Source organism: Corynebacterium genitalium ATCC 33030, from assembly GCF_000143825.1.
Taxonomy (GTDB): domain Bacteria; phylum Actinomycetota; class Actinomycetes; order Mycobacteriales; family Mycobacteriaceae; genus Corynebacterium; species Corynebacterium genitalium.
In genome coordinates this window covers 1,528,181-1,550,277 of the sequence record NZ_CM000961.1, presented here as the reverse complement: position 1 = coordinate 1,550,277, position 22,097 = coordinate 1,528,181, and the positions used below count along the sequence as shown (strand labels likewise).

The following is a 22,097-nucleotide window of genomic DNA, read 5'->3' as shown; positions in this document are numbered from 1 at the left end:
AGGAAGAGGATGAATCCGGCTGACATCGCACGAGAGTTGACCCGCGAGTTGGAGCGGGCTGGCTTCACCGCCGACACCATCGCTGCCCACCTGGGCCCGGATGCGACGGAAGCCCTCCACCGCGGTGAGCCCGGCGCGGTGCTTGAAGCATGCGACGATTGTGTCCTCTCCGGGCTCATTCGCTTCTTCCTCCTGCGCCAGCCCATGAGCGCCGAAGAGCTGGCTAGGTTCCTCCCGGCGCGGCTCGTGCTTTCGCTTATCGACGCTTCTGTGGCCACCCGCACCCCCTCCGGCGACATCGAAGTCGCCCTGGATGTCCGTCCGCACATCATTGCTGGTGCAGACCGGTTCATTTTCTCCGACATGGACGCATCGGTCACAGAGCACGTCCCTGGGCCAGACCACGTGCTCGGTGTGGGCGCGGCGAGCCTATCGCTGCTCTCCGCGACACCGCTGACACCGGTGGGGACTGTCCTGGATCTGGGTACCGGTTCAGGCGTGCAGGCGCTGGCGCAGGCGGGTACGGCACAACACGTCACCGCGACCGACGTTCATCCAAGGGCGCTCGACCTCGCCGCTGCCACCATGGCTGGCGCCGACATCACCAACGTTGAGCTGCGGGAAGGACCGTGGTTCGACCTGGTGGCAGGGCAACGCTTCGACCGTATCGTCGCCAATCCCCCGTTCGTGGTTGGTCCGCCGGAGGTCGGCCACGTTTACCGTGATTCGGGGTTGGATCTGGACGGGGCGACGGAGCTCGTCGTCAAGCAAGCTCCTGAGCATCTCGCCGCGGACGGGACCGCGTACATTCTCGGGGCCTGGGTCCACACGGATGACCAGCCGTGGGAGCACCGCGTTGCAGCGTGGCTGCCTCCCAATGGAGTTTCTGCCTGGGTATGCCAGCGGGATGTCGTTGACCCGGCACTGTATGTGTCCACGTGGCTCAAGGACGAGTCGATCGATCCACGCTCGAAGGAGGGCGTGGAGCGCACGCGCCGTTGGCTGGACCACTTCCGTCAAGCCGGAGTGCGTGCCGTGGGCTTTGGCTGGATTTTCCTTCGCGACATCGGAGATGCCCCGACCGAAGCCACATTTGAAACGCTCGACCAACCGTTCACCGATCCTCTTGGCCCGGAGGTCGAAGAGTACTTCATACGTATGGACTGGCTGCGCACCGCAACCACCGATGACATCCTGGACTCCCGCTTCACCGTGCGGCCCGGTGTCGCGCTCGAAGATGTCGCTGTGGCTGACTCCGAAACAGGCATGGGCTTTGAAACGCAGGTGAAGCGCCTCACGCGTACCGACGGCCCGCGTTTCACCCACGAGATCGACGACGCTGTCGCGGCCATCGTCTCCGGCCTCAACCCAAACGGGCTTCCGCTGCGCGACATCGTCTCTATCTTCGCCGCGTCGCAAGGGCTTGATGACACCGACGAAGAGACCCTGACCAAGCAAGCCGCCAGTGTGGTGGTGGACCTGATCCGCCACGGCCTAGTGCTCCCCCAGGAGGTGGTTCTGCCGTGAAAGCAGTATTGACTCGAGTGACCCAAGCATCTGTAACGGTTGACGGAGAGGTGGTCGGCGCGATCGACTGTCCCGACACAGGCGGAGTCCTGGCGCTCGTGGGCATCGGTCGGGAGGACGCCGACGACGCGTGGGAAACCATGGCACGCAAGATCGCCGAACTGCGCATGCTCGACGGCGAAGTGTCGGTCGAAGAAGCCGGAGCGCCGGTGCTTCTGGTCAGCCAGTTCACCCTCATGGGCAGGACCAAGAAAGGCCGCCGCCCATCGTGGTCCGATGCAGCCCCCGGGGATCAAGCAGAACCAATCATTGCGGCGATCGCTCAGGCGCTGCGCGAACGCGGAATTCACGTCGAAGAAGGCCGCTTCGGAGCGATGATGGAGGTCAGCTCGGTCAACTCCGGCCCCTTTACGCTATTGGTTGAATGTTAGGCAGAAACTGCTAGAGTTCCATGCACGGCAACCGTGCATCCGCTCCCGTAAAGCAACGCCTCTGAACTGCACAAACTCTTCAGTCCGCGCTGACGTTTCACAGCGGGAACAATGTCGCTTTGTCCGGCGTTAGTAGGTTAGATTCGCGAGATTTGAAGGAGCACCATCTCATGACTCAACCCGATGTGGATCATGTCGATGAAAAAGAAGAGGTCGACCGCGGAAGCCGCCGGAACCAGACGAACGATAATCCGTCTGCTGACCTTGTCCGTGTGTATCTGAACGGCATCGGCAAGACCGCACTCCTCAACGCTGAGGAAGAGGTTGAACTGGCCCAGCAGATCGAGGTCGGTCTGTACGCGCAGCACCTGCTCGACGATCCTGACACCGAGTTGACCCGCGCGAAGTCGCGCGACCTGAAGATCTTGGCTAAGCAGGGCCGCAAAGCCCGCGCTCACCTGCTGGAGGCGAACCTGCGTTTGGTTGTCTCTCTAGCCAAGCGCTACACCGGACGCGGCATGCCGCTGCTGGATCTCATCCAGGAGGGCAACCTGGGCCTGATTCGCGCGATGGAGAAGTTCGACTACTCCAAGGGCTTCAAGTTCTCCACCTACGCCACCTGGTGGATCCGCCAAGCGATCACCCGCGGCATGGCTGACCAGTCGCGCACCATCCGTCTCCCAGTCCACCTTGTGGAGCAGGTGAACAAGCTCTCCCGCATCCGTCGCGAGATGTACCAGTCTCTTGGCCGCGAGCCTTCCAACGAGGAGTTGGCGGAAGAGTCTGGCATTGATGAGTCCAAGATCGAGATGCTGTTGCGCCAGTCCCGCGACCCGGTGAGCTTGGACATGCCGGTCGGCGCTGACGAGGAAGCACCGTTGGGCGACTTCATTGAAGATGCTGAGGCCGCGGACGCTGAAGATGCTGTTGTTTCCGTGCTGCGCCACGACGACATTCACGACATCATTAACGGTCTTGAGCAACGTGAGCAGGACGTTATTCGTTTGCGCTACGGCCTGGATGACGGTGTGCCGCGCACCCTCGACCAAATCGGCCGCAAGTTCGGCCTTTCGCGTGAGCGTGTGCGCCAGATTGAGCGCGAAGTAATGAGCAAGCTGCGCGTCGGCGAGCGCGCAGATCGCCTCCGCGATTACGCCCAGTAGTTCGAGTCCCGGCCATGGGCGCGTGAGTGCGCTACCATGGTCCCGAGTTTTGGGCATGTATCGGGCCACGCAGGCTGGGCCGACTGAGTTGGTCAAGTAGGTAAGGAATGCAGTTTTGAGAGACCTCGTCGACACCACCGAGATGTACCTGCGCACGGTGTATGAGCTGGAGGAAGAAGGCATTACTCCGCTGCGTGCGCGCATTGCGGAACGCCTCGACCAGTCCGGCCCGACCGTGTCCCAAACCGTCGCCCGTATGGAGCGCGACGGCCTCATTGTCGTCGAGCACGATCGTTCTCTCAGCCTGACCAAGCGCGGCCGCGAGTTGGCCACCTCGGTCATGCGCAAGCACCGCTTGGCGGAGCGTCTGCTGACGGACGTGCTCGACTTGGATATCAGCCAAGTCCATGCTGAAGCCTGCCGTTGGGAGCACGTGATGAGTGAAGAGGTGGAACGCCGCCTCATCCACGTGCTCGACGATCCAACCCGCTCCCCCTTCGGAAACCCGATTCCGGCGTTGGACGAATTGGGATACTCCGACGCTGTCGGAGAGACTCTGGGCACCCGTGCCACCGAACTGGATCTCAGTGAACCGGTCACGGCTGAAGTCGTGCAGATCAATGAGATTCTGCAGCTCGACTCGGAGCAGTACTCTTCGATCTGCCGCTATGGTGTCGATCGCGGGTCAGTGGTCACTCTGGAGAAAAAGAGCAACGGCATCATCACGGTGATCACCAGTAACGATGGCCACGTGGATCTCGCCCCCGACTTGGCTCACGCGCTGCGCGTGAAGCCGCTGGAAGGTTAATCAATGGCTCGTCTCGTAGTCACCGGCGGCGCTGGATACGTCGGCAGCGTCTGTTCGAAGGTGCTTGTAGAAGCTGGCCATGATGTGACCATTATCGACGATTTCTCCACGGGTAACCGCGACGCAGTCGTCCCGGAGGCCACCTTGGTGGAAGGCACCATCACCGATGTGATCGACGATGTGCTGGGCGACCGCAGCGGCGGCCCCGTCGATGGTGTGCTCCACTTCGCGGCACGGTCCCTGGTGGGTGAATCTGTGGAAAAGCCGGATGAGTACTGGCGCGACAATTTTGTCACCTCTCTGGCGCTGCTCAACGCGATGCGCGACCACAATGTGAACTCGCTGGTATTCTCCTCCACCGCCGCGACCTACGGCGAACCGGAGCACGTGCCGATCACCGAGGACATGCCCACGGCACCGACAAACCCGTACGGCGCGTCGAAGCTAGCCATCGACTACGCAATGAGTTCCTACGCTGCGGCGTTCGGGCTCGGTGCGACCAGCCTGCGCTACTTCAATGTCGCTGGAGCCTACGCGGGCTACGGTGAACGCCACGCCACGGAGACTCACTTGATTCCGTTGGTGCTGCAGGTGGCTCAAGGAAAGCGCGAGAAGATTCTCATTTTCGGTGACGATTGGCCTACTGCGGACGGCACGTGCGTGCGCGACTACATCCACATCCGCGATTTGGCGGACGCGCACATGCTCGCCTTGGAGGCGAACACACCGGGCACCCACAAGATCTTCAACCTCGGTTCTGGCGACGGCTACTCCGTGAAAGAGGTCATTGAGACTTGCCGCAGCGTGACCGGGCACGACATCCCCGCCGAAGTAGCTCCGCGTCGCGCAGGCGACCCAGCCACCCTGATCGCCTCCTCGCAGCGCGCGAAAGACGAACTCGGTTGGAACCCCACCCGCACACAACTGGACCGCATTGTCACCGACGCGTGGGAATTCACCCAGGCAAGGGGTTAAGCGCTTTTCCTCATTGGCGGATCCGCTGGGCCGAGCAGCTTCTCGCAGGCGAGCTCGCACCCTTCGAGGATGGTAGTGACCAGCTTCTTCTGCTCCCCCAGCGCCAACACTTCCAGGCAAATCGCGGACATGGAGTGCTCGGGCATTTCCTCTTGAGCGCAATGCAGTGCCGCTGATGCCCACGACGACACACCGCGGGAGATGGCCACGAGCGCCCAGATGCTCAATGCATTTGCTCGGATGACGCCCCGGAAGGACCGCGCGACGGCGAGGAGCGCACTGGCGGATTCCTGTGGGTGGCGGACCGCCTCCCCGATGACGCAATCGCGCAGCGTGGGGCGCGCGAGAACGGTAGCGAGTGCAAGAAGACTGTTCTGATCCGGAACAGCTTCGGCGACGCTGAGCGGCTCGTCGGCCCCGATGATGGGCTGCGCTGGGGCATTGATCAAAGCCGTGCACGCCTGATGCACAACACTCGCTGGGCGGGAGCTGCTGCCCCGGGCAAGTTCCACCTGGAGTTGAGCAGAACGCGCAAGCGCCTGCTGGGTCAGCGAGGTGATGCGGTGCTCTTCCGCGCCGGACAGGACGACAGGCTCGAAGTAGGAAAAAGTGTCGTTGCGATCTAAGGCGGGCAGTGTGCCGTTGGCACGCATTGCTTCCATCGCAGGCGATGCCATGACAGAGCCCACGACCCCATGCTCCCAGGCCAGCTCGGACCAGAACATGCCCAACTCGGCAGGCTCGGGCCCGAAAACCATAGAGTACGGGGTGCCGTGGGCGATTTCGGAGACGTGCCACAACACGTCGATAAGCGGCTCGCTGTTGGTGCGCTCCAACTTCTCCAATTCTTCGACGGCGTTAAGCGCCGCACCGGACCCCGGCACGCGCGTGACCAAAATGCCCAGGAACGCAATGCACGTGTCCACGGGCGCGCTGCCCAGATAGGCAGTCAGTTCGCGCACGCGGCCAAGGTCTGCGCGCAGAACAGGGCCGAGATACACGCTGTCGGTGTCCTCGCTGGCGATGAGCCCGATGACGACGACTGATTCGTGCGGGTAGTAGCCCAGGGTGCCGGGCACCGTCGCAATGATGGTTGAAGGGTTGTCTACTGTCGCTTGATGGTGGTGATCTGAAGAATGCGTCATGCCCTTGTTAGTCTTCCCAAACCCCCTATACGGTTCCCTGCCCGTCGCGCACTGCAGTGCGCAACCGTGTGAGGCTGGCTGCGGCCTGACAGTTTCTGCAATTCACTGACAATCGCCGACGCAGTCCACACCCGAGAGGCAATCGGATCTAGAGTGGGAATTTAACTGAACCGACATTGTTGTGATTATTGTCGAACGCTAACAAGCTCACACGAAAGTGCGCATAGGTAAAGGAGGATGCGACATGACCTCGAACGAGAGGAAAATGTACGAATTGGAGTACCCCGCTCCAGCTGTCGACGGCACCTCCTCTGGCCCGACTCTCATTGTGGCCATGCAGGGTTACGCTGACGCGGGGCACGCAGTCGAAGGTGCCGCCGGGCACCTCAAGGCGGCACTGGATTCCCGCACGGTGGCGACATTCAATAACGACGAGCTCATCGATTACCGCTCCCGTCGCCCCATGATCACGATGAGCGAGCACGAAATCACCGACATCGAAGAGATCGACTTGGACATCCGCGTCATGCGCGATGCTAAGGGAGAATCCTTCCTGCTGTTGTCGGGTCCGGAGCCGGACCTGCGGTGGGAGGCATTCTCCAAGGCGGTTGCAGATCTCGCAGACCGGTTCAACGTGGACAAGACAATCTGCCTGTACGCCGCTCCGATGGGTGCGCCGCACACGCGTCCCCTGGTGGTCTCGGCGCACGGCAATGACCGCGATTTGGTCGGCCCGATGTTCACCTACGACGGGATGGTCTCCATGCCGGGTGCTGCCGCTGTGATGATCGAGCGTGAGCTGCACAACCGCGGTCGCCGGGTCGCCGGCTACACCGCGCATGTGCCGCACTACGTCGCAGCCTCCCCGTATCCACAGGCTGTCTACCAGCTCCTGCAGTCGGTGTCTGACACGTCCAAGCTGCAGTTCCCGCTGCGCTCCATCGAGCAGGACATCGCGCGCGTCCAGCAGCAGCTGGCGGAGCAGACGAACGAGTCGGAGGAAATCGCGCAAGTGGTCTCCCAGCTCGAGCAGCACTACGACTCTGAGATGGCTTCCTACCGCGACAAGAACCCGCAGAAGATGATGCCGGGTGAAGCTCAGATGCCGTCCGGCGACGAGATCGGTGAGGCGTTTGAGAACTTCCTCGCCGCTATCGACGACAGGGATCGCGGCCTGAACAAGGGCATTGGCTCTGGCCAGTCAGACCAGACCGGCCAGTCGGGTGAGTCCAGCATGTGGCAGGACAACGACCAGATCGATCTCACCGACGACGATGAGTGACGCCACGCTCGGTGACAGCCTTGCGGATCTGAGTGACGTCCCGCAGTCGCTTTTCGACGACGCCGTCTGGGACACCTTCATCCGCTGGACCACCGACCGTGGCATCTCCCTTTATCCGGCGCAGGAGGAGGCCTCTGTGGCCATTCTGGCCGGAGACAATGTCATTCTGGCTACCCCCACCGGGTCAGGAAAATCCATGGTGGCCAACGCCGCCCATTTCATCGCCATGGCCCGCGGCCAGCGTAGCTTCTACACCGCTCCGATCAAAGCGCTGGTGAGTGAGAAGTTCTTCGCGCTGTGCGAGATCTTCGGCCCGGAGAACGTCGGCATGATGACAGGCGATGCCACCGTGAACGGCAATGCACCCATCATTGCGGCCACTGCGGAAATCGTCGCCAACATCGCCTTGCGCGAGGGAAAGAACTCCGACATCCGCCAGGTGGTTATGGACGAGTTCCACTACTACTCGGACCCAGAGCGCGGCTGGGCGTGGCAGGTGCCGCTGTTGGAGCTTCCGAAAGCACAATTTCTGCTCATGTCCGCCACCCTCGGCGACACGGCCTGGCTGGAGGAGGACCTCACTCGCCGCACCGGCCGTGAGACGACCTTCGTTGGTGGTTCGCAGCGCCCGGTCCCGCTGGATTTCCACTACGTGTTCACCCCCGTTCACGAGACGATTGAGGAGTTGCTCGAAGACGGGAAAGCGCCGATCTACGTGGTGCATTTCTCGCAGCGGGAGGCGACAGAACGGGCGCAGGCTCTGACGTCGATAAGCGACATGCTCACGCGCGACGAGAAGGACGCGATCGCTGAAGCGATCGGAGACTTCCGCTTCACGACGACCTTCGGCAAGACGCTGTCAAAGCTGCTGCGCCGCGGCATCGGCATCCACCACGCTGGGATGCTGCCGAAGTACCGGCGTCTGGTCGAGCGACTGTCGCAGACTGGTCTGCTGAAGGTCATCTGCGGCACGGACACGCTCGGGGTGGGCATCAACGTCCCGATCCGCACGGTGCTCATGACGGGGCTGGCGAAGTATGACGGAACCCGGCAGCGCATCGTGAAATCCCGCGAATTCCACCAGATTGCAGGACGTGCGGGACGCGCTGGCTACGACACAGAAGGAACGATGATCGTCGAAGCGCCCGAGCACGAGATCGAGAACGTCAAGCTGCGGCGCAAGGCCGGCGACGATCCGAAGAAGCTGAAGAAGATCCGCAAAAAGTCCGCGCGCGACGGTGAAGTGTCGTGGTCAGAAAAAACGTATCTGCGGCTGACCGAGGCAGAGCCGGAAGAGCTGCAGAGCCAGTTCACGGTGTCCAACTCGATGTTGCTCAACGTGGTCGCCCGCCCAGGTGACGGGTATGAGCACATGAAGCATCTGCTGCGCACCAACCACGACACCCGGGCGAAGCAGAACCGCGATATTCTCACCGCCCTCGACCTGTTCCGCGGCCTGATCAACGCCGGTGTGGTGGAACGAACCCCGGACTCGCCCGCGTTCCGGCCGTACACGTTGACGGCGGAGCTTGACCGCGATTTCGCGCTCAACCAGCCGCTGTCCCCCTTCGCTCTGGCTTTTCTCACCCTGCTTGACCCGGAGAGCGAGACGTACGACCTGGATGTCATCTCCGCGTTCGAGGCGATCCTGGATGATCCGCGCCAGTTGCTCCAAGCCCAGCAGTCGGCGGCTCGCGGTGAAGAGATCGCGGCGCTCAAGGCTGACGGTGTGGACTACACAGAACGCATGGTGCTCATCGAAGACGTCACCTACCCGCAGCCACTGCGCGAGGAGCTGGAAGACGCCTACGAGACCTTCGTTCAGGGAAACCCGTGGGCCAAAGAGTTCGAGCTGCGCCCCAAGTCGGTCGTGCGCGACATGATTGAGCATGCGATGACCTTCTCCGATGTCATCGCGACTTACGGTCTCGCCCGCAGCGAAGGCGTGGTGCTGCGCTACCTCACCGACGCGTGGCGCACGCTGTCACACTCCATTCCAGAGGCGTACATGACACAGCGGCTGGACGACATCATCGTGTGGCTCGGTGAGCTTATCCGCCAGGTCGACTCCTCGCTGATCGACGAATGGGCCCACATGACCGACGAGACCACCCCGATCTCTCAATCCGACCTGGAACGAGAGCTGGCCTTCGGCGTGGAGGACCCGACAGCGCTGACGGCGAACCGCCGCGCGTTCACCATCATGGTGCGCAATTATTTCTTCCGCTTGGTTGAGCTCTTCGCCTACGAGAAGGAGAAACAGCTCGAGGAGATGCTCGATTATATGGACTTTGCGGACCAGCCTGACTGGCCGGCACTCATGGACGATTACTTCGACGACTACGAGGACGTGGAGTTGGACAACGACGCCCGCGGCCCGTCCTACTTCAGCGTCTCCGGCGACGACACCCGAATGTGGGAAGTCGTGCAGATTCTCAAAGACCCAGAAGGCGACAATGCCTTCCAGCTGCATGGCACGGTGGACCTCGACGCATCAGACGCCGCCGGTGAAGTGCGTTTGAGTTCGCTGGAGATGAAGCAGGTATAAACCGTCTACGGAGACCTTCATCCTTAGGGCTGGAAAACAAGAATCCCAAATAGGCCATTTCTACCTATTGCCGGTTGTAGCCTAATAGGTATGAACAATAAGGAGTATCGTCCGACGCTTGCGCAGCTGCGCACGTTTGTCACGATCGCGGAGAACCGCCACTTTGGCTCTGCCGCGGCCAAGCTGAATATCTCCCAGCCCTCACTGTCCCAGGCGCTCGTCGCGCTGGAGTCGGGATTGGAGATCCAGTTGATTGAGCGCTCCACACGTAAAGTCATTGTCACCCCCAGCGGCGAAGAGCTGCTCCCCTACGCCAAAGCCACCTTGGAGGCTGCCGATGCGTTTGTGCATCGGGCACGCGGTGCACAGGGCATGCTGACGGGGTCGCTAGCAATCGGCATCATTCCCACCATCGCGCCGTACATTCTGCCGGAGCTGCTGCGCATTATTCACGAACGCTTCCCGGCACTGAACCCGAAGATCGTGGAGGAAACGACCCCTACGCTGCTGGACCAGCTGCGCGACGGGCGCCTCGACGTCGCTCTTATCGCGTTCCCCTCCAACGTGGCCGGATTGAGCGAAATCCCTTTGTACACCGAGAACTTCGCGGTAGCGGTCAAAGACGACCACCCGTTGGCGGGCAAGCACGACCTCGAGCTCAGCGTGCTCGACGACCTTGATCTGCTGCTGCTTGACGACGGCCACTGTCTCCGTGACCAAATCATGGACCTCTGCCGACTGGCCAAGATCAGCCTGACCGAGGTCACCGAGTCCGTCACCCGGGCATCGTCACTAACCACGATCATTCAGCTCGTCGCAGCCGGCTTCGGTTCCACACTGCTGCCGGTGTCAGCAGTCTCCGCCGAATGCTCCCGCCCCGGCGTGACAGTGGCTGAGTTCGATACCGCCGTGGCGGCAGAACGTAACGTGGGGTTGGTCTACCGTTCCTCCTCCACCCGCGCCGCAGAGTTCACCGCGCTGGGCGCTGCGATTACAAAGGCCTACGAGAACACTGTCGCCGAAGGCGAACCGCTGGGTCTCACTGTCTAGTCCCGTTCGCTCAGGTTGTTCACTCTCAGTAGCTTCTACCTTTACCTGCTGCGCGGGTAAGATCAGCCGTTGATTATGAGCACCCCCGAGTCTTCCCCGCCCATCACCCGCGACGCCCTCAAAGCGCGTCTCGACGAGCTGCCGATTGCCCAAGTCCGCCGCTTTGACAGGCGCCTGAAGAAGGCGAAGGCTCCGAACGCTTTAGCCGCGATCCACACCGACTTAGAAGAAGAAGTTGCGAAGGTCGCCGCGATTGACGCTCTGGTCCCGCAGATCACCTACCCGGAGCAGCTTCCTGTCTCCGCCCGACGCGAGGACATCAAGAACCTCATCAGGGACAACCAAGTCGTCGTCATTGCAGGTGAAACGGGATCTGGTAAAACTACCCAGATCCCGAAGATGCTGCTTGAACTGGGCCGTGGCCGGCGTGGGCTGATCGGCCACACCCAACCGCGGCGAATCGCTGCGCGCACTGTCGCTGAGCGCATCGCCGACGAGCTCGGCCAGGACATTGGGCGCTCCGTCGGCTACGCCATCCGCTTCGATGACCGTGTGTCTGCCACGACCGCGGTCAAGCTCATGACGGACGGCATCCTGCTCGCCGAGATGCAGCGGGACCGCTACCTGAACGCCTACGACACGATCATCATCGATGAGGCCCACGAGCGCTCCCTCAACATCGATTTCTTGTTGGGCTACCTCAAGCGGCTTTTGCCGTACCGGCCGGACCTGAAAATCATCATTACCTCCGCCACGATCGACCCAGAGTCGTTCGCGGAGCACTTCGCCGACAGTGACGGTAACCCGGCGCCCATCATTGAAGTCTCGGGGCGCACCTACCCAGTGGAGATCCGCTACCGTCCGCTTGAGACGGAGGTGCCCACGAAAGACGGCGGCACGAAGGTCGTCGACACAGACATGCTCGACGGGCTGATTGAAGCCTTGAAGGAGCTCATGGCGGAAGGTGACGGCGACATCCTGTGCTTCTTCGCCTCCGAGCGTGACATCCGTGACGCAATGGAGCTCATTGAAAAGCAGCGCTGGCGCGGTGTCGAGGTCACTCCCCTGTTCGGCCGACTCTCCAACGCCGAACAGCACCGGGTATTCTCCCCGCACTCCGGGCGCCGCATCGTGCTAGCCACCAACATCGCGGAGACGTCACTGACTGTCCCCGGCATCCACTACGTGGTGGACACCGGCCTGGCGCGCATCTCCCGCTATTCCACGCGCACCAAGGTGCAGCGCCTCCCCATCGAAGAGATCTCGCAAGCCAGCGCCAACCAGCGCTCGGGCCGCTCCGGCCGCATCGCGGACGGTATCGCGATCCGCCTTTATTCAGAGGACAATTTCCACGCCCGCCCCGAATTCACCGACCCCGAGATTCTGCGCACCAACCTGGCCAGCGTCATCCTCCAGATGACGAACCTGCGCTTGGGCGACATCGCGGAGTTCCCGTTCGTCCAGCCACCGGACAAGAAGGCTGTGCGCGACGGCCTCATGCTCTTGCACGAGCTCGGCGCCATCACCGATAAGGAAGACCAAGACATGCCGGTGCTCACAGGCATCGGCCGCGACATCGCGCGCATTCCTGTCGACCCGCGGATGGCCCGCATGCTGGTGGAGGCACACCGCCTCGGTGTACTGGACGATGTCACTGTCATTGTCGCCAGCATGACCATCCAGGATGTCCGCGAACGTCCGTTGGAGTTCCAGGCGCAAGCCGACCAGGCCCACGCGCGTTTCAAGGACAAGACCTCCGACTTTCTCGCTGCGCTGAATTTGTGGGATTACCTCAAAGACTCCCGGAATGAACTGTCCGGCAACGCCTTCCGCAAGCGCATGAAGAAGGAGTACCTCCACTACATGCGCATCCGCGAGTGGTTCGACCTTGTGCGCCAGCTCCGTGAGGCGGAGAGGCAGCTCGGCTGGGCCCGCACCGCCACCGCAACGGACGATCACGATGACTCGCGGGACCGCGACCCCAAGTCCATCCACCAGGCCTTGCTCACCGGCCTGTTGTCCAATATCGGTGCCCGCGACGGCACTTCGAAGGAGTTCAAGGGAGCACGCGGCACACGCTTCATGATCTTCCCCGGTTCGGTGCTGGCGAAGAAGCCGCCGGAGTTCGTGATGGCTGCCGAACTCGTCGAAACGTCTCGTCTGTGGGCGCGTGACGTCGCCGCTATCGATCCCGCCTGGGTGGAGAAAGTCGCCGGCGGCCTGCTCAAGCACAACTATTCCGAGCCGATCTGGTCCATCAAGCGCGCCGCGCCCATGGTGCATCAAAAGTCCATGCTCTACGGAGTCACGGTTGTCGCTGATCGCCTGGTGCCGTACCACCGCGTGGACATGGATGCTGCGCGCACCATGTTCATCAGGCACGCGCTTATCGACGGCGAATGGAACGCCCACCACGCCTTTCTCAAACACAACGCCAAGCTCCTCGAAGAGGCCGCCAAAGTCGAGGAGAAGGTGCGCCGCCGCGGTCTCGTTGTCGACGAGGAGGCGTTGTTCGACTTTTACGACGAACGCCTGCCGGACAACATTGGGACCGGCCGCCACTTCGACGCATGGTGGAAGAAGAAAAAGCATGAGGACGCCGCATTCCTCGACTTCGACCCGAGCGCACTTATCGACGATTCCGACGCTGACACCAGCGAAGACTCCTTCCCCGACAAGATCCGCCAGGGAAGCATTGACTACGACCTGCAATACAAGTTCGAACCGGGCGACCCCTTTGACGGCGTCACCGTCCTTGTCCCTGTTCCCCTGTTAGCGGGTCTGGAGGAGCGCGAATTCGACTGGCTCGTGCCCGGTTTGCGCGAAGAACTAGTCACAGAGCTCATCCGCTCCCTACCAAAGGCGTTGCGCAAGACAGTCGTTCCTGCACCAGAGTTTGCCGCGCGCGCCCTAGACAAGCTCGTTCCTTACGAATCTCCGTTGAACGAGCAGCTCGCCGAGGTGTTGCGCTCCCTCGGAGGGCACGGCATTAACGCATCCGATTTCCGGCCCGAAGCGTTGCCGCCTCACCTGAAGATCACCTTTGCCTCCATCGACCGTAAAGGGAAGATCACCGACCACGACACGTCGCTGGCCGCGCTGAAGAAGCGCCGCGCCGGCCAAATCACCTCGTCTGTAGCAAAGGCGACCAAGAAGGCTGAATCCGACTCAGTTACGAAGTGGACGGAAGACACCCTTGGTGATGTGCCGGAAACTGTGACAACAAAGATCGAAGGCAACAACGTCGATGCTTTCCCCGCCTTGGAGGCGACCAATGACGGCGTACGTGTGAAGGTGTTCCCGACAAAGGCCGCTGCTGATCAATCCATGGTGACGGCGACGTTGGCAATGCTCATGCGCCAAATCGACGTCTCGGTCTCCCAGATGGTGAAAGGCCTGCCGTTGCGGCAGCGTGTGGCCGTCGATAAGTATCCGCACGGTGGTGCCGCTGGGCTGGTCGAAGATGCGCGCGTCGCCGCGATCCGCGATCTCATGTTCGCCCACGGTGGACCAGTGCGTACACCTGCAGAATTCGACGCGCTACTGAACAAGGTCAAGCCCGAGGTGGCCGGCATGGTTCGGCGCACGGTCGTCGGCATCGCCGGTGGTGTGGTCGAATACATCAACACTGCGGCGGAACTTCAGAACTGGGATGGCCCAGCTATCGACGACATCCGCCAGCAGATGAACTTCCTTCTACCCAAGAACGCCATCACAGTGCACGGGATGGAGAATCTTCAACACCTTCCGCGGTACATGTCGGCGATCCAGATTCGGCTCGAGGAGATGAACCGCGACCCCGACCGCGATGCAGACCGCCAATCGGTAGTCGACGACGTGAAGAAGTACCTCGATGCCAAACTGGCCCGGCTACCGCAGGCGGCCCGTAAATCCCGGGCAGTCAAGGACATTCTGTGGCGGATCCAAGAGCTGCGTGTGAGCTTATTCGCTCAGCGACTCGGTACAGCGAAACCGGTAAGCCCGAGGCGGATCGAGAAGATGGTGGATAAGCTCTAGATGCCTTCCATGCCGCGGTCTTTGCGGCGCATCAGCCTGATCTCGGATTCGAAGTCGTCGGCGCTTTCGAAAGACTTGTACACGGACGCGAAGCGCAGGTAGGCGACCTCGTCGAGTGCGCGGAGCGGCTCGAGGATGGCAAGGCCGATTTGGTTCGACGGAATCTGCGAGCTTCCCTGCGCGCGGACGATCTCTTCCACCTCTTGGGCGAGGCGCTTCAAAGCGTCATCGGAGACATCGCGTCCCTGGCACGCGCGGCGTACGCCGACAATGAGCTTGTCACGGTCGAAGGGTTCGCTGACTCCGTTGCGCTTGACCACGGTCAGGACAGCTTTCTCGACCGTGGTGAAACGACCACCGCACACGGTGCATTCACGTCGGCGCCGAATGGCCGATCCTGCGTCGACTAGGCGCGAGTCAGAAACCCGAGAGCTATCGTTCTGGCAAAAGGGGCAGTGCACCCCTCAAACTCTACTCCCCCAGAAAAATCTTTAGCGGTTGTTCACTGTTGCAACGGCGTTCTGGAGATTCGCAGACTCGTTCACCGGCTCCGGGCTGAAACCGTCGTCCTCGAAAGAGAACGCGCCGCCGAAGATAGAACCCGCAACGAGACCGAGGCCGAGCAGTGCGCCCATAAGCGTGGCCGCGCGCTTCTCGCGGCGAGTTTCGAGAGCCGTGTTCGGGCTGTCCGGATCCTCTGGGCGCGCTCGCAGGGGTGATTCATTCATTCGATTATGCTCATCGAGTGTTCGAACATGACGGTGCGAGGCACGAATCACCGGTGCACGGTCAAGGTCCCAAACATCCGCTGGCTCAACCTCAGCAGAACGGAGGTTATCGGTAGTATTAGCACTGTTAGGGCGGGCGAGAGAGATAGTCATCATTCTTCCTTTCTTGGTTCGGATTTGATTCTACGAACCGCACCGGACATGTTCGATTGCAATGATCGCTAGAATGTTCGATAGTTCCTATGTTCGATTTATAGCAAGGGCCGTAGAGTTTGTCTAGACGTGGTCAAGAAATATCGAACAAATTTGCCTACGCATGGTAAAAGTGGACACAAGGGAACCGAACGGTGCCGCGTGTCGTCGAACATTGGTGAGGAATTCCAGCGCTGAGTTTCTCGCCACACCGATAGGAACAAGGCACCGAGGACAACCGATCAGAGGAGAACAGGAACATGCCCCAGAGCGCAGACAAGAAACCGGACATTAAGACCCTGACAGAGAGGCAGCGCCGCATTCTCGAAGTCATTCAGGATGCGGTGGTGCTCCGCGGCTACCCGCCGAGCATTCGGGAGATCGGCGATGCCGCCGGCCTTCAGTCGACGTCGTCTGTGGCCTACCAGCTCAAGGAATTGGAGAAGAAGGGCTTTCTCCGTCGCGACCCGAACAAGCCCCGCGCCGTTGATCTGCGTCACCTGCCGGAGAATGGCCGGAAGAAGCGCAAGGCTGATCCGAAACCGGACGATGCGGCACCGCCGCGCTACATCCCCGTCGTCGGGCAGATTGCTGCGGGCAACCCGATTCTCGCTGAAGAGAACGTCGACGGCTACTTCCCTCTGCCGGAAGAACTCGTCGGCGACGGTGATCTCTACCTGCTCCAAGTCGTGGGTGAGTCCATGCGCGACGCGGGCATCCTCGACGGCGATTGGGTTGCCGTGCGTACCCAGCCGGTAGCGGAGGAAGGTCAGTTCGTCGCGGCGCTTATTGAGGGGGAAGCAACGGTGAAGGAGTTCCACAGGGATTCCTCCGGTGTGTGGCTTCTCCCCCACAACGAAGCCTTCGCCCCGATCAAGGGGGATGATGCTGAAATCATGGGGCTCGTTGTCTCCGTGTTTCGTAAGCTCTAGACCATGTCCCCTTTGAGCAGGTAAGGAAGACCCATGAACGCCGAAGAGCGATGCCAGCTCACCGCCTCCCACGGGCATGTGGAGTCTGCTGACCCGCGCTCGCAATCGGCCTCTCGGGCGAGCTCCTCTATCGCTCGAGCAGCTTTGGCGCACCTGCCAGACGATGGCGTCGTGTTCGTTGATTCCGGTGCAATGGCCGTGCATGTGGCCCAATCGTTCGCAGAGGCGGTGACATCAAGCGGCACCGGCAACGCAGCGGCGTTGTCCTTTGTCACGCACTCCATTCCTGTCGCCCTGGAGTTATCCAGCACAGCCGGTACACATGTTCAGCTCCTGGGCGGCTCCGTGAACTACGCGGCACAGTCCACCGCTGGTGACACGACCTTGCGTACGCTCGCGTTGATGCGGGCAAAGGTCGCCGTGATCGATGCCGACGCTCTCACCGTCAACCACGGCCTGTCTACGGATGATGCCCAACAAGCCGCAGTGAAGTCGGCAATGGTGATCAACGCTGAGAAGGTCGTGGTTCTTTGCAACTCCGCACGGTTCGGCCAGGAAGCGGTAGTCAGTTACGCCCCGCTCGACAGCATCGACGTGCTCATCACTGACGCGGACGCTTCGGATGAGGTGGTGCAGAAGCTGTCTGAACACGGCATCGACGTAGTCCGAACCGACCCAGACCACTAACTCGGTTCTACGCTACGACGAATTCTGCGTACTGCTCGGCGAGGACGCGGGGCAGGCGGACGTCGATAAGCGTGCCCTCTTCGTTGTACTCCTCGCTGCGCACAGTGCCCTCCTCATGGACGCGTGAGACAACATCGCCGCGGGTGAACGGGACGAGCAGCTTCACGTGGGCATCGAGAGTGTTCAAGAACATCTCGATCCGGCCCTCAAGCTCGTCAATCCCCTCGCCGGTCACGGCGGAGACGAAGACGACATTGTGCTTCGAATCCGCGAACGCGTGGCGTAGCTCGGCTAGCACGACGGGGTCCGCTTCGTCGATCTTGTTCACCACGATGATCTCCGGCGGAATCTCCTCGCCCGTGTCCCGGGTGATCTCCGCCAGGACATCGTTGACGGCCTTGATCTGCTTCAACGGGAACGGGTCGGAGCCATCGACAACGTGGAGCATGAGGTCAGCGCCGACCACCTCTTCCAGGGTGGACTTGAACGCCTCGACAAGCTGCGTGGGCAGGTGGCGGACGAAGCCGACAGTGTCGGTCAGGACGACGGTGCGGCCGTCAGCAAGCTCGGCGCGTCGCGTGGAGGGATCCAGGGTGGCAAACAGTGCGTCTTCGACGAGCACCCCAGCGTCGGTCATCGCGTTGATTAGCGAGGACTTGCCGGCGTTCGTATACCCGGCGATGGCGATCTTCGGCAGCGTCGAGCGCTGGCGCTGAGCGCGCTTGATGTCGCGGGCGGTCTTCATCCCGGAAAGGTCGCGGCGTAGCTTAGCCATGTCAGTGCGCAGACGGCGACGGTCGGCCTCAATACGCGTCTCACCAGGACCACGCAGACCCACACCACCGTTGGAGCCTGCCCGGCCGCCAGCCTGACGCGACAGGTTGCCACCCCAACCACGGGTACGGGTGTAGAGGTATTCCATCTGCGCCAAGGACACTTGCGCTTTACCCTCTTTGGACTTCGCGTGCTGGGCGAAGATATCCAGAATGAGCATGGTGCGGTCGATGACTTTGATCTTCAGGGCTTCCTCAAGCGCCACCAACTGGCCCGGCGAGAGACCACCATCGCACACGACGGTGTCGGCGCCGGTGGCGTGCACAATGTCACGTAGTTCGCTCACCTTTCCGGAACCGACGTAGGTGCCCGGGTCCGGCTTGTCGCGCTTTTGGTAGATCATCTCTACCACTTCAGCGCCGGCGGTTTCAGCCAGAGCCGCGAGCTCGTTCATGCTTGCCTCGACTTCGGCCGTCGTCCCTTCCGTCCACACGCCGACGAGGATGACCTGCTCCAGCTGGAGCTTTCGGTACTCAACCTCGTAGACATCCTTGTGCTCTTCGGAGCGGATTTCGGTCTCGCGGGTGACACGCCGAAAAGCATTGCGTTCGGCCAAGTCCAGCGTGCCGACAGACGGCTCATGGGCCTCGTCGCGGCCCCGATCGGTCGGTTGCGGCGCATTGTGGCGGAAAGCCTGGGCGAGCAGCTCGTCATGGCTGGGTTGAGAACTTGCGTGCGAAGAAGTGGTCATTGAGTCCTTATTGTTGCACAGTAGTTTTCTACCTCAACAACCCAGCCATCCAGCTTGTTCCCTCCGTATGCGGGATTCTTTGACGGCAGTTGTAGGATCTGGAGACATGACTCAAGCGATCAGCACGGATCTTTCCAGCATCGGCATGAACTATGCGCGATGGCAGGACGCGGTGGAGGCGGCGATCGCCTCGAATCAGCTTGCCGTTACCGGCGAGGTCCGCGGGGGCCAGCTCATCCAGTTCGCCGACATCTCCGGAGCGCAGCTGAACATCCTGGCAGTCGAGCCGTTCGCAACATTCGCCGGCTTCGACTCCACCACCCGCACGTACGCGAACGTCACCATGGTCACGGATGTCGTCGGGTTCTGCGAGATCATCGATCCCACCGGCACGGTGCTCACCTCCGTCACGGCCAACATCGCCCAGGGCCCGCTGCTTGTCGACGAATCCACCCTCACCTGGCAGGAAATGGGCTTCACCATCCTCGGGATGGACGTGGCACGGTACGACAGTGTTGATCACTACCTGTCCGAGACCGGCGGGGTGATGGGAACCATCACCTCGAAGGGTGCGGAGATCGTCTCCACGGGAGCCCCGGCCAGCCCGGATGCAGGTGCCCAGTTCTCTGCCCGCGTGCTGGAATCCGAGTACCGCACCAACATGCTCACCGGTGAGCAGTTCATCCACGTCTCTGTCGACGGCGCGTTCCCCTTCGATGTGGTCCTCCCCAACGCGGACACGCTGCCCGAGCGCAACACCGTCATCGCTGGCACCGGTGTCCTATCCGGCTCCGTCATGATGGCCACCGGTGGCGGCTGCGGTGGCGGCGCTTGCGGATGCGGCTCTGGAGGCTGCGGCGGCCACTAGTCCCCCTAAAAAGAACCCGGCCAGTGACATTGTGATGGCGCAGAACCACAAACCGCGACGCAGCGTCGAGGCAGCCATATGGCTCACCCTCGCGCTGGTTGTGGCGATCCTGCTCGGAGCACGCTTCGGCTGGCTAGGGCTGATCCTCGGTGGTGTCGTCGCGGCCGTCGCGTTCATCGGTTTCTGCAACAGCACCACCGACCCGGAGATTGAATCCCTCCGGGCATCGCTGCGTGTCGCGCGCGACGACATCGAGCAGGTCCTGGGCGAGTACGACGACCTGCTCCAAGGCCCCTCCACAGACGCTCTCGCCGACCGCACCCTGCACTACCCCGAGCTGGCCAACCCGCATTCGCGGCTCGCGGAGGTGCAAGATTTCCACTTGCGGCGCAGCTCTGCGAAGCGTTTCCTCGCGCGCGTTGACACGCATTTGCTGAGCGACGATCTCGACCGCACCTCCCTCGAACGCATGCTCTCCATCGCTGACCAGCGGGCAGCGGACCTTGCTGAGTCGTGGACGGATGCCCGCCGAGCCGCGCGCGACTACGGGCCTGCATAGAACTCCTGCACAGCGCTGCTGTGGCAGGCGGGCATGTTGTATCTTTGAGCAATGCCCAAGCTATTCCGGGCCGGAATGTGGCTCATTGCCGCCGGATTCTTCATCGCGCCGCTGTACCTCGTGGTGGGCCTTGCTCTGGGCGGAAACCAGATCCCCGTCCTGATTGAATCAGGTCTTGGCCGGGCGGCCTGGAACTCCTTCTACTCGACGCTGTTGTCGTCTTTGTTCGCGGTGGTCGTGGGAACGCTTGCCGCCGTCATCGTGGAGCGCACCACCATCGCCGGTGCCCACGTGGCGCGGTTGCTGCTGCTGTCCCCGCTGCTTGTGCCGCCGTTTGTCGGCGCGATCGCGTGGCTGCAGCTCTTCGGCCGCAACCAGGGCTTCAACGCCATCTTCGATCGACCGATCTGGAACATCTACGGTGCTGACGGCGTCATTTTTCTGCTCACGCTGCACGCCTACCCGATCGTCTACGTCATCATGGCCGCTGCGCTGCGCAAAATCCCGCGCGATCTAGAGCTCGCTGCGCGCCTGTCAGGTTCTGATACCTGGACCACCCTGCGCACCATCACCTTGCCGCTGGTCCGCCCAGCCTTGCTCAGCGCATTCACCTTGACGTTCGTGTCCAACCTGGGGGACTTCGGCATTCCGGCCCTGGTCGGATCACCTGCCCGCTTCGAAACGTTGGCCACGATGGTGTACCGCTTCGTCGAATCCGGAACGGTGCCTAACCCGTTGCAGGTGGTGTCCACAATCGGTGTTGTGCTGCTGGTGATGGGCATTTTGGCAGTCATCGCGGACTACATCGTCGCCGAGCGCGCCGCCAGCTCCGGTACGAACGCTGGCGCACCGCTGCGTTTCGAGCTCGGCGCCGCCACGTGGCCGGTGACAGTGGCCACCTGGATTACTGGCCTCGCCGTGACCTTGTTGCCAATCGGCGGGTTGATCTACCGCGCTCTCCTGCCCGCTCCGGGTGTGCCGCTAACGTGGGAGACGCTGACATGGCGCAACTTCGAACGCACCCTACAGAACCCGCGCGTCATCGACGGGTTCACTAACTCCCTGTGGATGTCGCTCACCGCGGCGGTGCTGTGCGGCGTACTCGGCTGGCTCATCGGCATCCTCGTCACCCGTACCATTAGCCGCGACAACACCCTGTTGACCCTGGTGACGCTGTTACCCACCGCCCTTCCGGGGCTCATCATCGGTGTCGGCTGGCTTATCATCAGCCGCTACACCGGCACCTACAACACCCCGTGGATCATTCTCGCCGCCTACCTGTGCGCCTACACCGCCACGGTGCTGCAGGCAGTCCGCGCGCCGTTGAAAAGCACTCCACTCGCCATGGAAGAGGCCGCGCGTATCTCCGGGGCGGGGCCGCTGCGCGCCATCTTCAACACCTCGGGTGCCATGGCGATCCCCGCCGCGGTCTCGGGTGCCGTCCTTGTCGCCGTTACCGCGATCCGCGAGTTGACGGTCTCGGTCCTGCTCATCGCTCCCGGCACCACCACGCTCGGTGTGCAACTGTTCAACCTGCAGCAAGCCGGAAATTATAACCAAGCCTCCGCGCTGGCGTTCATGTTCACGCTCGGTGGGCTTATCGTTCTCGTCCTCGCCAGCGCGGGCATTTCCCGTGGCTCGGCATCCGCTAGGAGGTAGA

18 protein-coding genes are annotated in these 22,097 nt (G+C 61.8%); 14 read left to right on the top strand and 4 right to left on the bottom strand.

What is annotated here, in order from left to right; genetic code table 11:
- Positions 1–9 precede the first annotated feature (9 nt).
- The 5 genes from HMPREF0291_RS07265 to galE all read left to right on the top strand — a co-directional run bounded on the left by HMPREF0291_RS07265 (position 10) and on the right by galE (position 4,904).
- Positions 10–1,527 carry a DUF7782 domain-containing protein gene (locus HMPREF0291_RS07265; RefSeq protein ID WP_005289853.1) on the top strand — a complete coding sequence of 506 codons (1,518 nt, stop codon included), beginning with the start codon at positions 10–12 and terminating at the stop codon, positions 1,525–1,527.
- Entirely contained in the window at positions 1,524–1,958 is a 435-nt protein-coding gene (gene dtd / locus HMPREF0291_RS07260; protein WP_040423654.1) for a D-aminoacyl-tRNA deacylase, read from the top strand. Before HMPREF0291_RS07265 ends, dtd begins: the two co-directional genes overlap by 4 nt.
- Positions 1,959–2,128: 170 nt before the next feature.
- A complete protein-coding gene (locus tag HMPREF0291_RS07255; protein ID WP_005289850.1) occupies positions 2,129–3,121 on the top strand; it encodes a sigma-70 family RNA polymerase sigma factor in 993 nt (330 codons plus the stop codon).
- Positions 3,122–3,236: 115 nt separating this feature from the next.
- Entirely contained in the window at positions 3,237–3,929 is a 693-nt protein-coding gene (locus HMPREF0291_RS11810; RefSeq protein ID WP_005289848.1) for a metal-dependent transcriptional regulator, read from the top strand.
- A 3-nt stretch (positions 3,930–3,932) separates the two neighbouring features.
- Positions 3,933–4,904, top strand: a complete 972-nt coding sequence (gene galE, locus HMPREF0291_RS11805) for a UDP-glucose 4-epimerase GalE (RefSeq protein ID WP_005289843.1) — start codon at positions 3,933–3,935, stop codon at positions 4,902–4,904.
- On the opposite strand, the gene HMPREF0291_RS07240 is transcribed toward galE, so the two are convergent.
- Complete coding sequence (locus tag HMPREF0291_RS07240; RefSeq protein ID WP_005289841.1) at positions 4,901–6,049, bottom strand: DUF4192 domain-containing protein; 1,149 nt, start codon at positions 6,047–6,049, stop codon at positions 4,901–4,903. The two genes, galE and HMPREF0291_RS07240, sit on opposite strands and share 4 nt — an antisense overlap.
- 244 nt (positions 6,050–6,293) lie before the next feature.
- Between HMPREF0291_RS07240 and HMPREF0291_RS07235 the strand changes: the two genes are divergently transcribed.
- The 4 genes from HMPREF0291_RS07235 to hrpA all read left to right on the top strand — a co-directional run bounded on the left by HMPREF0291_RS07235 (position 6,294) and on the right by hrpA (position 14,946).
- Positions 6,294–7,331 (top strand): PAC2 family protein, encoded by a 1,038-nt coding sequence (locus HMPREF0291_RS07235; protein ID WP_005289840.1) that lies wholly within the window; start codon positions 6,294–6,296, stop codon positions 7,329–7,331.
- On the top strand, positions 7,324–9,879 hold the full coding sequence (locus HMPREF0291_RS07230) for a DEAD/DEAH box helicase (RefSeq protein WP_005289838.1): 2,556 nt from the start codon (positions 7,324–7,326) through the stop codon (positions 9,877–9,879). Before HMPREF0291_RS07235 ends, HMPREF0291_RS07230 begins: the two co-directional genes overlap by 8 nt.
- Before the next feature lie 90 nt (positions 9,880–9,969).
- Entirely contained in the window at positions 9,970–10,929 is a 960-nt protein-coding gene (locus HMPREF0291_RS07225) for a hydrogen peroxide-inducible genes activator (RefSeq protein WP_005289836.1), read from the top strand.
- Between the two features lie 75 nt (positions 10,930–11,004).
- On the top strand, positions 11,005–14,946 hold the full coding sequence (gene hrpA, locus HMPREF0291_RS07220) for an ATP-dependent RNA helicase HrpA (protein ID WP_040423649.1): 3,942 nt from the start codon (positions 11,005–11,007) through the stop codon (positions 14,944–14,946).
- Here hrpA and nrdR read toward each other — a convergent pair.
- Together nrdR and HMPREF0291_RS07210 are read right to left on the bottom strand one after the other, a co-directional pair.
- Positions 14,943–15,407, bottom strand: coding sequence for a transcriptional regulator NrdR (gene nrdR, locus HMPREF0291_RS07215; protein WP_040423647.1), 465 nt, complete (start codon positions 15,405–15,407; stop codon positions 14,943–14,945). The two genes, hrpA and nrdR, sit on opposite strands and share 4 nt — an antisense overlap.
- Positions 15,408–15,437: 30 nt before the next feature.
- Positions 15,438–15,674, bottom strand: a complete 237-nt coding sequence (locus tag HMPREF0291_RS07210; RefSeq protein WP_005289830.1) for a hypothetical protein — start codon at positions 15,672–15,674, stop codon at positions 15,438–15,440.
- 452 nt (positions 15,675–16,126) lie between these two features.
- Here HMPREF0291_RS07210 and lexA point away from each other — a divergent pair, with 452 nt between their 5' ends.
- Together lexA and HMPREF0291_RS07200 are read left to right on the top strand one after the other, a co-directional pair.
- On the top strand, positions 16,127–16,798 hold the full coding sequence (gene lexA, locus HMPREF0291_RS07205; RefSeq protein ID WP_005289827.1) for a transcriptional repressor LexA: 672 nt from the start codon (positions 16,127–16,129) through the stop codon (positions 16,796–16,798).
- A gap of 33 nt (positions 16,799–16,831) precedes the next feature.
- Positions 16,832–17,485 carry a DeoR/GlpR family DNA-binding transcription regulator gene (locus tag HMPREF0291_RS07200; RefSeq protein WP_005289826.1) on the top strand — a complete coding sequence of 218 codons (654 nt, stop codon included), beginning with the start codon at positions 16,832–16,834 and terminating at the stop codon, positions 17,483–17,485.
- A gap of 7 nt (positions 17,486–17,492) precedes the next feature.
- On the opposite strand, the gene hflX is transcribed toward HMPREF0291_RS07200, so the two are convergent.
- Positions 17,493–19,010: a GTPase HflX gene (hflX, locus tag HMPREF0291_RS07195; RefSeq protein ID WP_005289824.1), complete on the bottom strand. Its 1,518-nt coding sequence runs from the start codon at positions 19,008–19,010 to the stop codon at positions 17,493–17,495.
- 118 nt (positions 19,011–19,128) lie between these two features.
- Between hflX and HMPREF0291_RS07190 the strand changes: the two genes are divergently transcribed.
- The 3 genes from HMPREF0291_RS07190 to HMPREF0291_RS07180 are packed head-to-tail and all read left to right on the top strand — an operon-like array spanning position 19,129 to position 22,096.
- Positions 19,129–19,878: a hypothetical protein gene (locus HMPREF0291_RS07190; RefSeq protein ID WP_040424398.1), complete on the top strand. Its 750-nt coding sequence runs from the start codon at positions 19,129–19,131 to the stop codon at positions 19,876–19,878.
- Positions 19,879–19,912: 34 nt separating this feature from the next.
- Positions 19,913–20,437 carry a YgaP family membrane protein gene (locus HMPREF0291_RS07185; protein ID WP_156774828.1) on the top strand — a complete coding sequence of 175 codons (525 nt, stop codon included), beginning with the start codon at positions 19,913–19,915 and terminating at the stop codon, positions 20,435–20,437.
- 51 nt (positions 20,438–20,488) lie between these two features.
- Entirely contained in the window at positions 20,489–22,096 is a 1,608-nt protein-coding gene (locus HMPREF0291_RS07180; protein WP_005289818.1) for an ABC transporter permease, read from the top strand.
- Position 22,097: the final 1 nt, after the last annotated feature.